Source organism: Marinomonas rhizomae, assembly GCF_003315485.1.
GTDB lineage: Bacteria > Pseudomonadota > Gammaproteobacteria > Pseudomonadales > Marinomonadaceae > Marinomonas > Marinomonas rhizomae.
Genome location: NZ_QNSE01000003.1, coordinates 37,204 through 50,034, shown reverse-complemented (window position 1 = coordinate 50,034; position 12,831 = coordinate 37,204). Strand labels below are relative to the sequence as shown.

The 12,831-nt window shown below is 40.9% G+C and carries 15 protein-coding genes; 4 read left to right on the top strand and 11 right to left on the bottom strand.

Translation table 11 applies throughout. The features are described 5' to 3' along the window. Window positions 1-26 precede the first annotated feature (26 nt). Entirely contained in the window at window positions 27-677 is a 651-nt protein-coding gene (gene leuD / locus DFP80_RS03830; protein WP_113915499.1) for a 3-isopropylmalate dehydratase small subunit, read from the bottom strand. 9 nt (window positions 678-686) lie between these two features. Continuing rightward, window positions 687-2,114 (bottom strand): 3-isopropylmalate dehydratase large subunit, encoded by a 1,428-nt coding sequence (gene leuC, locus DFP80_RS03825; protein WP_113915498.1) that lies wholly within the window; start codon window positions 2,112-2,114, stop codon window positions 687-689. A 93-nt stretch (window positions 2,115-2,207) separates the two neighbouring features. On the opposite strand from leuC, the gene DFP80_RS03820 reads away from it, so the two are divergent. Next, on the top strand, window positions 2,208-3,092 hold the full coding sequence (locus tag DFP80_RS03820) for a LysR family transcriptional regulator (protein WP_113915497.1): 885 nt from the start codon (window positions 2,208-2,210) through the stop codon (window positions 3,090-3,092). A gap of 36 nt (window positions 3,093-3,128) precedes the next feature. Here the strand turns inward: DFP80_RS03820 and DFP80_RS03815 are convergent, their stop codons facing one another. After that, entirely contained in the window at window positions 3,129-4,289 is a 1,161-nt protein-coding gene (locus tag DFP80_RS03815) for an MFS transporter (RefSeq protein WP_113915496.1), read from the bottom strand. 206 nt (window positions 4,290-4,495) lie between these two features. Between DFP80_RS03815 and DFP80_RS03810 the strand changes: the two genes are divergently transcribed. Then, window positions 4,496-6,121, top strand: coding sequence for an alpha-amylase family glycosyl hydrolase (locus DFP80_RS03810; RefSeq protein ID WP_113915495.1), 1,626 nt, complete (start codon window positions 4,496-4,498; stop codon window positions 6,119-6,121). 95 nt (window positions 6,122-6,216) lie between these two features. Here DFP80_RS03810 and DFP80_RS03805 read toward each other — a convergent pair whose 3' ends face one another. Both DFP80_RS03805 and DFP80_RS03800 read right to left on the bottom strand, forming a co-directional pair. Then, window positions 6,217-7,278 carry an AI-2E family transporter gene (locus DFP80_RS03805; RefSeq protein ID WP_113915494.1) on the bottom strand — a complete coding sequence of 354 codons (1,062 nt, stop codon included), beginning with the start codon at window positions 7,276-7,278 and terminating at the stop codon, window positions 6,217-6,219. A 12-nt stretch (window positions 7,279-7,290) separates the two neighbouring features. Further along, window positions 7,291-7,536 (bottom strand): sulfurtransferase TusA family protein, encoded by a 246-nt coding sequence (locus tag DFP80_RS03800; RefSeq protein WP_113915493.1) that lies wholly within the window; start codon window positions 7,534-7,536, stop codon window positions 7,291-7,293. A 35-nt stretch (window positions 7,537-7,571) separates the two neighbouring features. Between DFP80_RS03800 and DFP80_RS03795 the strand changes: the two genes are divergently transcribed. Continuing rightward, a complete protein-coding gene (locus DFP80_RS03795; RefSeq protein ID WP_113915492.1) occupies window positions 7,572-8,993 on the top strand; it encodes a M48 family metallopeptidase in 1,422 nt (473 codons plus the stop codon). A 68-nt stretch (window positions 8,994-9,061) separates the two neighbouring features. On the opposite strand, the gene DFP80_RS03790 is transcribed toward DFP80_RS03795, so the two are convergent. Genes DFP80_RS03790 through DFP80_RS03780 form a run of 3 tightly spaced genes read right to left on the bottom strand, consistent with a single transcriptional unit; the run spans window position 9,062 to window position 9,981 of the window. Next, window positions 9,062-9,343: a hypothetical protein gene (locus DFP80_RS03790; RefSeq protein WP_113915491.1), complete on the bottom strand. Its 282-nt coding sequence runs from the start codon at window positions 9,341-9,343 to the stop codon at window positions 9,062-9,064. Between the two features lie 33 nt (window positions 9,344-9,376). Further along, complete coding sequence (locus DFP80_RS03785; protein ID WP_113915490.1) at window positions 9,377-9,649, bottom strand: hypothetical protein; 273 nt, start codon at window positions 9,647-9,649, stop codon at window positions 9,377-9,379. Window positions 9,650-9,699: 50 nt separating this feature from the next. Further along, window positions 9,700-9,981 (bottom strand): hypothetical protein, encoded by a 282-nt coding sequence (locus DFP80_RS03780; protein ID WP_113915489.1) that lies wholly within the window; start codon window positions 9,979-9,981, stop codon window positions 9,700-9,702. Between the two features lie 332 nt (window positions 9,982-10,313). Between DFP80_RS03780 and DFP80_RS03775 the strand changes: the two genes are divergently transcribed. Beyond that, window positions 10,314-11,561 carry a tyrosine-type recombinase/integrase gene (locus DFP80_RS03775; protein WP_113915488.1) on the top strand — a complete coding sequence of 416 codons (1,248 nt, stop codon included), beginning with the start codon at window positions 10,314-10,316 and terminating at the stop codon, window positions 11,559-11,561. A 29-nt stretch (window positions 11,562-11,590) separates the two neighbouring features. Here the strand turns inward: DFP80_RS03775 and DFP80_RS03770 are convergent, their stop codons facing one another. The 3 genes from DFP80_RS03770 to moaC are packed head-to-tail and all read right to left on the bottom strand — an operon-like array spanning window position 11,591 to window position 12,782. Continuing rightward, window positions 11,591-12,052, bottom strand: a complete 462-nt coding sequence (locus DFP80_RS03770) for a molybdenum cofactor biosynthesis protein MoaE (RefSeq protein WP_113915487.1) — start codon at window positions 12,050-12,052, stop codon at window positions 11,591-11,593. Further along, a complete protein-coding gene (locus DFP80_RS03765) occupies window positions 12,053-12,307 on the bottom strand; it encodes a MoaD/ThiS family protein (RefSeq protein ID WP_113915486.1) in 255 nt (84 codons plus the stop codon). Further along, window positions 12,300-12,782 carry a cyclic pyranopterin monophosphate synthase MoaC gene (gene moaC, locus DFP80_RS03760; protein ID WP_113915485.1) on the bottom strand — a complete coding sequence of 161 codons (483 nt, stop codon included), beginning with the start codon at window positions 12,780-12,782 and terminating at the stop codon, window positions 12,300-12,302. Before moaC ends, DFP80_RS03765 begins: the two co-directional genes overlap by 8 nt. Window positions 12,783-12,831: the final 49 nt, after the last annotated feature.

Here is a 12,831-nt window from a genome sequence, read left to right as displayed (position 1 = left end):
AAATCCTTAAAACTATGTCTTTTTGTTTACTGACCGCGAGGCAAGAAAAGCCATGGCGCATCATTCATTCGTCTTTCTTCATAACGACGTATTGCAGAATCTTGCTGCAAGGTTAAACCAATATCGTCTAAACCATTCAACAAACAATGCTTACGGAAATTATCCACGTTAAACTCGAATGCCGCACCAGAAGGTGATGTGACGGTTTGGTTTTCAAGATCGACAATAACTTCTGCCCCTTCGCGCAAAGCCACTTCCGCAAATAGTTGATCTACTTCTTCAGCTTGTAAAACGATTGGTAACAAACCATTTTTAAAGCAATTGTTATAAAAAATATCCGCGAAGCTTGGTGCAATAATGGAACGGAAGCCGTAATCATCTAACGCCCAAGGTGCGTGTTCACGGCTAGAACCACAACCAAAGTTCTGCCGAGCCAACAAAACACTTGCCCCCTTGTAACGTTCTTGATTGAGCACAAAATCTTTACGTATTGGGCGACCATCACATTCTTGGTCTGGTTGACCTTCATCTTCATAACGAAGTTCATCAAATAAATTTTTACCAAATCCCGTACGCTTGATGGATTTCAAGAATTGCTTCGGGATAATCATATCTGTATCGACGTTCGCCAAATCCAAAGGAACGGCTAGACCTGTATGTTTAGTAAAAGGACGCATGCTGTTCTCCTAGTGTTTAACAAACTCATTAACATCTACAAAGTGACCAGCAATCGCTGCGGCCGCTGCCATCGCTGGACTAACCAAATGCGTACGACCACCAAAGCCTTGACGACCTTCAAAGTTGCGGTTGGAAGTAGACGCACAATGTTCGCCAGCACCTAGTTTGTCGGCATTCATTGCCAAACACATTGAACAACCTGGTTCGCGCCACTCTAATCCAGCCGCTTCAAATATATCATGCAAACCTTCTTGTTCTGCTTGCGCTTTAACCAAGCCAGAACCTGGAACAACAATCGCTTGTTTAAGAGTCGATGCTACTTTACGGCCTTTAACCACTTCCGCTGCAATACGAAGATCTTCAATACGAGAGTTGGTACAAGAACCGATGAAAACACGATCTAGAATCACATCTGACAACATAACCTTACCTTCAAGCCCCATGTACTTCCAAGCACGTGCGTAACCTTCTTTCTTCACTGGGTCTTTTTGGTCTTCAGCACGAGGTATTGGCTCGTCAATGGCGATAACCATTTCAGGCGACGTTCCCCATGTTACTTGCGGCTTGATGTCCTCAGCTTTGATAACAACGACTTCATCAAATTGCGCATCACCATCAGAAACAAGGTCTTTCCAAGCTTTAACAGCCATATCCCAATGCTCACCCTTTGGCGCATAAGGACGACCTTTTACATATTCGATCGTGGTATCGTCTACTGCGATCAAGCCAACACGAGCGCCCGCTTCGATGGCCATATTACAGACGGTCATACGACCTTCCATAGACAATGACTGAATACCTGTTCCACCAAACTCAATGGCGTAACCCGTACCACCCGCGGTACCAATCGCACCGATTATCGCTAAAACAACATCTTTCGCAGAAACCCAAGATGATAATTCACCGTCAACACGAACTAACATATTGCGACTTTTCTTTTGTACTAAACACTGAGTCGCTAATACATGCTCAACTTCAGACGTACCGATACCATGAGCTAACGCTCCAAAAGCACCATGGGTCGAAGTATGAGAATCACCACAAACAACAGTCATACCTGGAAGCGTCGCACCCTGCTCTGGCCCAACAACGTGTACGATTCCTTGGCGAATGTCTTTCATGTTGAATTCAGTAATGCCGAATTCGTTACAATTATCATCCAAAGTGGTGACTTGGATTTTAGACACTGGATCTTCAATACCATCGACACCAGAAATACGCTCTTTCTTGGTCGTTGGTACGTTATGGTCTGGCGTTGCCAAACTAGAAGACACACGCCAAGGCTCACGCCCAGCCAATCTAAGGCCTTCAAATGCTTGTGGTGATGTTACTTCATGAAGTAACTGCAAATCGATATAAATCAATGCGCTACCGTCATCTCGTTGCTGCACAAGGTGGCTATCCCACAACTTGTCATAAAGGGTTTTAGCTGACATAAGTTCTCTCCTCAGAAATCTATTGCGCTATCCTAAAACTTTGGCTTAAATTACTCAAATTCATATTTTTCATGTTTTGGATAATTTTTTGGAATGATAGACATTGCGGAACTGCTTACCTTTATAAAAGTCGCCGAAACCAGCTCGTTTTCAGAAGCAGGAGATCAACTTTTTGTTACCCAACCCGCCATTAGCAAACGAGTAGCTTCGCTTGAAAACAGCCTTGGTGTAAAACTTTTTGATCGCATTGGACGACAAGTGCAATTAACCGAAGCAGGTATTCGCTTATTGCCCAAAGCACGAAAAATGGCAGAAGATCTGCAAGACATAAAACGCAGTATGACATTGCAAATGCAAGACGTAAGCGGTGAATTACGCCTATCCACCAGCCATCACGTTGGTTTACATCGTTTGCCTAAATCGCTAAAGCGCTTCCAAGAAGATTTTCCTAGCGCACACTTGGAAATTGAGTTTGTACAATCAGAAGAAGCCTATCAAGATGTCTTAAAAGGCCGAGCGGAACTGGGAATTATCACCCTATCCAATAAAGAGAACCCTCTCATTGAATCATTGCCTATTTGGTCTGACCCATTAGCCTGTGTCGTCAGCAAAGATCATCCGCTCGCATTTTCAAAAAACCTTAATTTAATTGAGTTGGCACAGCATGCCTGCGTCTTACCCAACAAAAATACTTTTACTAGGCAAATCGCCGAACGAGCCTTTGGCAAACAAGGATTAAAGCCTCAGGTGCGAATGAATACAAATAATCTTGAGACTCTAGCAATGCTGGTCAACATTGGTTGGGGATGGTCATTACTCCCTTCGACACTAGTAGACGAAAAATTCATCGTGCTCAACTTGCCAGACTTAAACGTAGAAAGGAAATTGGGGGTCATTTATCACAAACAAAGAACCCTCAGCCGCGCTGCTGTCGCTTTTATTGAATTACTTAAAACCGACAGCACAAGCCTTTTATAGCGTAGAAAAAGAACTTAACCTTGGGGGAGCAACCGCTTAAGAAAACCAACGGCGTTGGCTAATTAAAAGAATGACTAACGCGGCACCGCTCACACACGCCGCCAATGTAAAAACCCAGGCTCCGCCCATCCATTCCCAAAGATACCCTGTAATTACCATGCCCAATCCACCGCCCAAGCCAATTGCAAACGCACTGTACATGGCTTGACCTTGACTGGCAAAACGTTCTGGAAACAGGCGGCGAATCTGCTCAATAGAAACCATATGAAACAAGGCAAACGTAATGCAATGAAGCAGCTGCGTAAAAATAAGAACCCAAGTAATAGATGCAAACCAGCCAACTAATATCCAACGAATAATGCCGCAAATAAAGCAAAGCGTAATAACATGTACAACATCAAAACGCTTAAGTGTATTACCAAAAAATAAGAATAAAAAAATCTCAATAACGACGCCCAATGCCATCAACAAACCAATTTGCTCACCGCTGTAACCAAAATTTGATAAGTGAACGGCAAAAAATACGTTAAAAGGTGCATGGGACATAAAAGCCAAAAATGCCAAAACAAAAAACAACACTGACTCAGGATTTTTTACTAACGCAAAAAAAGAGGTCGTTGCTTTATGTTGGTTAATCTCATAAGCCTGCTCTTTAAGAAAAAAAGAGGTAACCACTGCAAGCGCCATAAAAACACACATAGTCGGTATAACAATCGCTGTCCCAAATTGACCAATTAAAAAACCCGCTCCAGTAACGGCGAATACATAGCCAATTGACCCTCCTGCCCTTAAACGCGTATAAGGCACATCTAATTGCCTAATACTTCTCACAGCCAAGGAATCGGTCATAGGGATAAGAGCTGAATAAAATAATGCCATTGTGCAAGTCAATAGCCATAAAGTCTCGAATTGATCGCTCCAATTAAAAGGGATAACCGCAATAAAGCATCCCAAAATGCCTAACTGAAGAATGCGTTTAGGCAAGCCAATTTTCGCCGTTAACCATCCCCAAAAATGAGGTACTAAAATACCAGATAAGGTAAAGGTAGACATTAAACGACCAATTTCTGAAGCCGTTAAGCCGATCGATTTATAATACATCGAAATATAAGGCATCATGACACCCACGACGGCACAGAAGAAAAAATAAAAGAAGAATAAAGGCCAAGCCACAGGGCGAGCAGTTTCAGAAAACATCATGTCTCCAAAGACGTAACAGGGGTTATTATCAATTAAGGTAATAAAATTTTATGCATAAATTGTAATGTTTGAGTATGCTGGAAATAACTATAAAAAGCACGATAGATAATAAAGCGCCTGCTCTACAATTCTAATCCAATAAGACAGTGCCGGATTTTACTAAAAACCTTAAAACACACTTCCTATTTATAGCGAGAAAAATTATGACAGACAGACAAGAGTGGTGGCGTGGCGCAGTAATTTACCAAGTCTATCCGCGTAGCTTTTTCGATTCCAATAACGATGGTATAGGCGATATTCCAGGGGTAACGGCGAAGATGAATTATATCGCCTCATTAGGCGTCGACGCTATTTGGCTTTCTCCTTTTTTTACGTCACCAATGAAAGATTTTGGTTACGATGTTTCTAACTACTGCGATGTTGATCCTATTTTTGGTAGCCTAGCTGACTTTGATGAACTTATTGCATCGGCCCACCATCATGGCCTTAAAGTCATGATTGACCAAGTGCTTAATCATAGCTCAGATCAACACCCTTGGTTTGTTGAATCGCGCAGCAGTCATGATAACGACAAAGCAGATTGGTATGTTTGGGCAGACGCCAACCCTGATGGCACTGTGCCTAATAATTGGTTATCGGTTTTTGGTGGACCTGCTTGGCATTGGGATAGTCGTCGCAGACAATATTATCTGCACAACTTCTTAGACAGTCAGCCAGATCTTAATTTCCACCATCCAGATGTGATTGATGCTTTACTTGATACCGTCGAATTTTGGTTAAAACGTGGTGTTGACGGTTTTCGCCTAGACACTGCAAATTATTATTATCATGATATAGAACTAAGAAATAACCCTCCAAAAGACGAAGTCGTCGAAGGCAGTATTGGCGTAAGACTCGATAACCCATACGCTTATCAACTTCACATATACGACAAGTCCAGGCCCGAAAACATTGCTTTTTTAAAACGGTTACGCAGTTTATTAGACCAATACCCCAATACAACCACAGTGGGTGAAGTCGGTTGTGATTTTGCACTAGAAACCATGGCAGCTTATACCCAAGGCAAAGACAAGCTCCATATGTGCTATTCGTTCGACCTACTCACTCATGATTCTTCTATGATCCACATTCGCAATACCATGGAAACAATAGAAGCAGGATTAGGCGATGGCTGGCCATGCTGGTCGATTGGCAATCATGATGTAGAGCGTGTGGCTACTCGTTGGGGAAAAAATCATGATTCGGTCGCCAAATGCAAAATTTATATGGCGATGCTTTTAACCTTACGGGGCAGTGTTTGTCTATATCAAGGCGAGGAACTCGGCCTACATGAAGCTAAACTGGCCTTTGAGCAACTAGTTGACCCATTCGGAATTAACTTCTGGCCGGAGTTTAAAGGCAGGGATGGCTGCAGAACGCCTATTCCATGGAAAAGTGAACCGCTTGGTGGCTTCACTCAATCCTCTGCACCTTGGTTACCTATTGCCGAATCCCAACGCCCCATGGCTGTCAATGAACAGGAAGGAAACCGCCACTCTGTACTGCACGCTTATAGAGATTTTCTTCATATAAGACGAAGCTACCCTGAATTACGCCATGGTGACATTCAGTTTATTTACAACGATGAAACAACGCTGACATTCCTCCGTAGCTACCATGGCAAGCAGCTATACGTAGCCATCAATACTGCTGGCCAAGATACTATTTTACCAGTAGAGCATAAACTTACCGCTTTGACCTTGCCAGAAGCCATCCATAGTGGATACATAGATGGCGATACAGCTATTCTCCCTCCCTTTAGTATTTTGCTAGCATCCGTTATAACTTAACGACTTTTTAGCATTTGAGTTCTCTTTCCAAATGCTAAAAAAGCCCCTCGCTTAACTCAGTAAGCGTGGGGGTTTTCACTTAATGAGGCAAAAAACTAGATGGACAACTGCTCTTGGCTGGGCCAAGCATTAATAATCGCTTTAACCAATGTCGCTAATGGAATTGCAAAAAATATCCCCCAGAATCCCCATACGCCACCAAAGAACAGGACTGCAACAATAATTGCTAACGGGTGAAGATTCACAGCCTCTGAAAAAAGTAAGGGGACCAAAACATTGCCATCCAGCGCTTGCACAATTAAATAGGCAACAACCACATAGATAAATTCACTCTGTGTTCCGTATTGATAGAAAGCAACCAACACAACAGGAATAGTTACAGCCGCCGCTCCTATATATGGAATTAATACCGATAAGCCAACCAGCAAAGCCAACAGCTCAGCATACTTCAATCCAAATATTATAAATACGACATAAGTCACCGCGCCAACAACAAACATCTCTATAAATTTGCCACGAATATAGTTTGCGATCTGATCATTCATTTCATGGGCAATATTACGCATCATTTTTCTTTCTTTTGGCAGCCATGAGGTCAAATAGCTTAATATTTTGTGTTGATCTTTTAACAAGAAAAAGATCACCAATGGCACTAGAACGACATAAATAACGACTGAAAATAATGATGGGATACTCGCCAATGAAAAGGACAACAACCACTGCCCGAGACTTGTTGACTCATTTGCCAAAGAATTGGCTATTTCATCGATGGCCGCTTGGCTAACTAAGTCACTGTGCCCTTCTGCAAAGTGAAGTACTTCGTCTCGAATGACCGTAAACATCCTTGGTGCATCTTGCACAAGTCGCACTGCTTGTCGCCAAATAATAGGCACCATTACACCCACAAAGACGCTACATGCAGTTAGAAAAGTAAAGAAAACAATAAAAACAGAAGGTATATGCCCTAATCTAAGGCGTTGTAGTCTCTCAACTAAGCCTTGTAATAAAAACGCCAGAACAATAGCAATCAAAATTGGTGCTAAAATTCCGCCCCAAAACGCCAAAACACACAAGGTAGCAACCATTAACAAAAGAAAGACTACTACTTCTTCATTAGAAAAGTATCGCTTAATCAGCGTATCAACAATTTTAAACATATCGAGCCCGTTTTAGCTTTTTTGAATCACAAAAGTATACACATCATTGTCTTCACATTTAGACAATAAAGAGAATCCAACTAGAGCAACATATTGAGGAATATCTTTTAGCGACCCTGCATCACACGCAGTCAAACATAAACGCTCCCCTACTGCCATCTTACTTAACGCCATTTTTGCTTTTAACAAGGGCATTGGGCAACGATCTTCTCTTGCATCTAAGATTACGTCATACTTATTATCTAGATTGATCGTCATTTTATAATTTATCCAATAAATACATTAGCCATATTATGAGACTATTTTTAAACGTTACAACAGGCTTAACAATCTTAGCCGTTGTTTTTACAAGTACTTTATCGACTTTAAGTTCTGCCAGCACACCTGACCTGGAAGCAAACAAAGACGAAAGAGCTTTATCAAACCCCTCCTATATTTTGGGTCAGTACTGGTTTCGAAAACTGAATGGAAGTCGAGCATTAATCGATTTCCCACCAGCCTACGATTACTTAAAAAACGCGTTGTCACGTATCCTCCCCCAAACAAACCTTTATAACACTACAGTCGAAATGACCTTACTAAACAGCTCTCAGAGTAATGCTTTCGTTATTCCGGGAAATCATCTTTTCATCTACTCCGATATTATGGAGATGATTACCAGTGAAGACATGTTATTCGGTTTATTGGGGCATGAAATAGCTCATTTGGATCTTCGACACTATGAGCGCCAAAGCAAACATTCCGGCGAAGAGTTACAAAAAACACTGGTGATGCTGGGCGCAGGTATTGCAGCTGCTTTAGCAGGAGCAGGTTCTGATGCAACAACCGCACTGTGGCTAGGCGGAATCGCCAACCAAGCGGAAAATACTTTAACCTACAGCCGTAACCAAGAACAAGAAGCTGATCGCCGCGGCCGTGAATATTTGCTCGATGCGGGGCTCTCTCCAGAAGGTATGACAAAGCTCTTCCAAGCTTTTTTTAAGCAAGCTTTAGGTAGGCCGAAATTAGAGTATTTATCAAGTCACCCATCACCAAACTCAAGATTATCCGACTCATTTAGCACTGATACAAGAGAAACAATCTTAAATAATAGAGCAACGAATGATTTCAATTTCTTTAGAGCAAGTTTATTAGCATACAGAGCAGGTATTGAAGATAACCCCTATTCCTATTTAGATCAGAACATACAGAATAATGACGCTAAATATTTTTCCAAAGGACTCTTTGCTTATCTTATTCAATCACCTAATCAAACCCTCAAGTTTTTAAGAAAAATAGAAAAACACAATCAATTTACTGATTACCTACAAGCGCTAAGCTATGCGGCATCAGGAAAAATAGAGGATGGATTAAAAATAATTAACTCTAGATTAGATCTTGAGCCGAAGAACATCCTTTTTTCAATGTTACATGCTCAACTAACCCAATCAAAGCCCATGGACATCACTTCTTATTACCTTTATGAAAAACGTTTAATATGGCGTGCGAATATTCAATACTACCAGTCTAGAAATAACATACCGATGGCGTTAAATTATCGAGCTCAACTGGATTTCAGTCAAGGAAAAGATAAAACAGCAGAATACCTTCTTAAGCGCGCAAAAAATGATGCACAGAGTAACGAAAAAGATATTATTAAGCATACAGCCGATTATTTTAAAAGAATAAATGAAGCAGAAAAGCAGGAAGATTTAGAAGAGAAAAGCTTAAAATAAAAACTTTTGTATATACGTAAAAAAGCCAAACTTGAAAGTTTGGCTTTTTTTACGACAACAAATTAGCATTATTCTGCTGTTTGTGCGTGTAGAGTATTGAACTCTGTTTGCAGCTCTGCATGTTTAGCATTGTAGGCCGAAACTTTCTGGTCAGCCGTATATGCACCATTTAAATCAACATTGGCGTCTACGTCAGCTCCCATGTTCTCTAGTGTTACAGCTAGTGCTTCGACACTACCTTTTGCACTTTGAACTCGCTCATAAGCACTTTCATTGGAAGATGCGAAAGCACTAGTCGCCATAACAGATGCCACTACTAAAGCAAGAGCTGTTTTGTTTAAAGTTTTCATATCAATATCCTTTTATAAAAATTAATTAATTTTTTATTCAGCTGTTTGAGCATTTAATGAATCGAATTGGCTCTGCAGCTCAGCATGTTTTGCATTGTAAACGGCAGCTTTCTGATCAAAAGTATAAGCACCATTTAAATCAACACTGGTATCAACACTTGCACCCATATTTTCAAGAGTTACGCCTAATGCTTCAACACTACCTTTAGCACTTTGAACACGCTCGGTGCCTGTTTCAGCAAAAGCGGCAGTACTCATTACAGATGCAGTTACCAATGCCAATATAGCTTTATTTAAATTTTTCATAATATTTACCTTAAAATCAAAGTGTATAATTTATATTTAAAACTGATCAATTACTCAGCAGACTGAGCGTGTAAAGTATCAAATTTATTTTGTAGTTCAGCATGTTTTTCATTATAAACAGCCACTTTTTGATCAAAAGTATAAGCACCATTTAAATCAACACTGGTATCAACACTTGCCCCCATATTTTCAAGCGTCACGCCTAACGCTTCAACACTTCCCTTTGCACTTTGAACACGCTCATAAGCACTTTCATTAGAAGAAGCAAATGCAGCAGTAGTTATTGTTGAAGCAGCTAATAGAGCCAAAGATATTTTGTTGAAATTTTTCATAATTATTTCCTTAAGAGAGTATTTATTAATATTTAAAATATATTTCGTTTTGCGTTTCGATGAGTACATAATAGCCTTTTATCAAAATTTAAAAACCCCATAAAGCCAGCTTCCACCTTTGTTTCAAATACGAACTAATAAACACCAAATAGCATGAAAATCACAAATAATTGGTAGAGATAAAATTAAATGAGGCAGAAAAGCATTCGAATAAGGAATAAATAGACATGGCACGGTACACACCCAAGCCCCATCACTAAACTAGTGACAAATCGATAGGGATAGACCAGGAATTTTGCTAATATGCATCATCTGCTTGGATATAAAAGATTATGACTCCGCTTGCTTTAATAGATAATTTAGAACACTTACCCAACCCATTTACTCAATTTGATTGCATCATTGATCATTTGAAAGGGACAACCCCTCATCTCAATGACCCTGAGTACCGTAGGGACTTCCAACTCGCTTTATGCTTTATCTATAGTTACAACGGTTCTCAAGCAACATTTAACTCGTATCGCCGAGAGGTTGAGAGACTGCTACTTTGGTCATGGCATATAGCCAATAGCCCTACAACCCATTTACGTCGCGATCAAATAGAAGAGTTCATACATTTTTGCATAACGCCTCCAGAACACTGGATCGGTATTAAAAACGTGGCTCGCTTTAAACTACATATGGGACAAAGAGCTGCCAATAAAGAGTGGCGGCCATTTGTCGCCCATGTCAGTAAATTAGAGTTTAAGAATGGGGACGCCCCAAAAACCAAACTGCACTCTTTATCTCAGGCTGCCATAAGAGCAACCTTTTCCATCCTGTCGTCTTATTATGGATTCCTTATGCAAGAGGAAGCAGCACAGCAAAACCCTGTGGCATTGATTAGACAAAAAAGTAAATTTGTTAAAAAAGAAGTGACTCGTAAACAGGTAAGACGAATCTCAAACCTACAATGGGATTATGTGATCGAAACCGCTGAAATGTTGGCAGAAGAAGACCCTGCACACCACGAACGCACCTTATTTATCATGAATGCCCTACTCGGTATGTATTTGCGAATTTCTGAACTAGTCGCCGATGAACGCTCTGCACCAATTATGGGTGATTTTATAAAAGACGCGGATGGGCACTGGTGGTTTAAAGTCCTTTCCAAGGGGAATAAAGAACGGCTTGTTGCCGTTTCTGATGATATGTTAAATGCGTTAAAACGTTATCGACAGTTTCGCGATTTGCCATTACTTCCCACCATCGCAGAAAATACACCACTCGTACCTAAAAATCGCGGCCAAGGTGCAATGACGAGTTCGAGGCAAGTGCGAAACATCGTTCAACTCTGTTTTGATAAAGCTTATGAACGTATGTGTGAAGATGGCATGAAAGCCGATGCTGACGACCTACGCGTCGCAACCGTTCACTGGTTACGACACACAGGCATTTCAGAAGATGTGAAAACGAGACCAAAAGAACACGTCAGAGAAGACGCAGGTCATGCCAGCATGGCCACTACTGATAAATACATTGATACCGAGTATCGAGAACGTCATGCGAGTGGTAGAAAGAAAACACTTAGACCTCATTAATTATGGCATTCCACTTGCGCAACTCTTTATTATGAGTTGCGCAATTTTGACCAACGCTCTAAACTTTTTTCATCATTGGTTTTGGCTTCAACCCAATGACTTTGCGATCCTTGAGATTCTTTCTTCCAAAACGCCGCTCGGCTTTTTAGATAATCCATTATAAAATCACAGGCTTGAAAAGCTTCGGCCCGATGAGAAGCGCTTACGCCAACAAATACAATTTGATCATCAACCGATAAGCGGCCAACACGATGTACAATGCAAACATCTAATAAAGACCAACGAGTATTCGCTTCATCCACAATGGTTTGCAAATTCTTTTCGGTCATTCCTGGGTAATGCTCAAGTTCAAAACTGCAAACCTCCTTTGGTAAATCAGAAAATTGACGCACCAAACCAACAAACATTGCAACAGCGCCTGTCTGGTTAGATTTCAATAAACTTTTGTACAAAGCATCAACTTGAAAATCTTCTTCTTGTACAAGAATCATTTAACCTCCAGTAACGGGGGGGAAGAATGCCACTTCATTAACCTGTTCAGGGATGAGATCGGAGTCTCTAGCAAACTCAAAGTCGATCGAAGATTGGATGCCTTTCTCTAGGAGCACTTCACCTTTATCTAACCCATCTGCCAACTGTCGTTTTAATTCAGCAATACTCAAAGGTAACGCTAACTCGACTAAACACTCCCCCTGGCCTAAATTTTCTTTAAGAGATGCAAAAAATACCACTCTTACCTTAGACATCCCCTTTACTCCAATGGCCACTTTTCCCGCCCTTTTTTTCTAATAAAGACACATTCTGAATAACGATGCCCTTATCAACCGCCTTACACATGTCATAAAGTGTCAATGCCGCAATGCTAGCACCGGTAAGCGCTTCCATTTCAACACCCGTTTTACCAGATAAAGAACAAGTACATAACACCTCTAACTCACAATCACTAATAACATTAATGTCTACCGTCACTTTCGTTAACATTAACGGGTGACATAACGGAATCAAGTCAGATGTTTTCTTTGCAGCTTGAATACCTGCAATACGCGCAGTAGCCAACACATCACCTTTGGGCAACCCCCCTTCAATAATTTTTGTCAGTGTCGTTGCTTGCATTGTAAGGGTGGCCTGAGCGGTCGCAATACGCTTAGTCATGTCTTTATCGGAGACATCTACCATGTGTGCATGCCCCTGGCTATTAAGATGGGTAAGTTTATCGCTCATAAAAATCCTAAAAAGTGAACATAGATTAAAAATTTCGCCTATATTTTAA

Excerpts from the sequence above, each read along its gene's own strand:
- leuD (WP_113915499.1), bottom strand. The coding sequence starts at position 677 with ATGCGTCCTTTTACTAAACATACAGGTCTAGCCGTTCCTTTGGATTTG.
- leuC (WP_113915498.1), bottom strand. The coding sequence starts at position 2,114 with ATGTCAGCTAAAACCCTTTATGACAAGTTGTGGGATAGCCACCTTGTG.
- DFP80_RS03820 (WP_113915497.1), top strand. The coding sequence starts at position 2,208 with ATGATAGACATTGCGGAACTGCTTACCTTTATAAAAGTCGCCGAAACC.
- DFP80_RS03815 (WP_113915496.1), bottom strand. The coding sequence starts at position 4,289 with ATGTTTTCTGAAACTGCTCGCCCTGTGGCTTGGCCTTTATTCTTCTTT.
- DFP80_RS03810 (WP_113915495.1), top strand. The coding sequence starts at position 4,496 with ATGACAGACAGACAAGAGTGGTGGCGTGGCGCAGTAATTTACCAAGTC.
- DFP80_RS03805 (WP_113915494.1), bottom strand. The coding sequence starts at position 7,278 with ATGTTTAAAATTGTTGATACGCTGATTAAGCGATACTTTTCTAATGAA.
- DFP80_RS03800 (WP_113915493.1), bottom strand. The coding sequence starts at position 7,536 with ATGACGATCAATCTAGATAATAAGTATGACGTAATCTTAGATGCAAGA.
- DFP80_RS03795 (WP_113915492.1), top strand. The coding sequence starts at position 7,572 with ATGAGACTATTTTTAAACGTTACAACAGGCTTAACAATCTTAGCCGTT.
- DFP80_RS03790 (WP_113915491.1), bottom strand. The coding sequence starts at position 9,343 with ATGAAAACTTTAAACAAAACAGCTCTTGCTTTAGTAGTGGCATCTGTT.
- DFP80_RS03785 (WP_113915490.1), bottom strand. The coding sequence starts at position 9,649 with ATGAAAAATTTAAATAAAGCTATATTGGCATTGGTAACTGCATCTGTA.
- DFP80_RS03780 (WP_113915489.1), bottom strand. The coding sequence starts at position 9,981 with ATGAAAAATTTCAACAAAATATCTTTGGCTCTATTAGCTGCTTCAACA.
- DFP80_RS03775 (WP_113915488.1), top strand. The coding sequence starts at position 10,314 with ATGACTCCGCTTGCTTTAATAGATAATTTAGAACACTTACCCAACCCA.
- DFP80_RS03770 (WP_113915487.1), bottom strand. The coding sequence starts at position 12,052 with ATGATTCTTGTACAAGAAGAAGATTTTCAAGTTGATGCTTTGTACAAA.
- DFP80_RS03765 (WP_113915486.1), bottom strand. The coding sequence starts at position 12,307 with ATGTCTAAGGTAAGAGTGGTATTTTTTGCATCTCTTAAAGAAAATTTA.
- moaC (WP_113915485.1), bottom strand. The coding sequence starts at position 12,782 with ATGAGCGATAAACTTACCCATCTTAATAGCCAGGGGCATGCACACATG.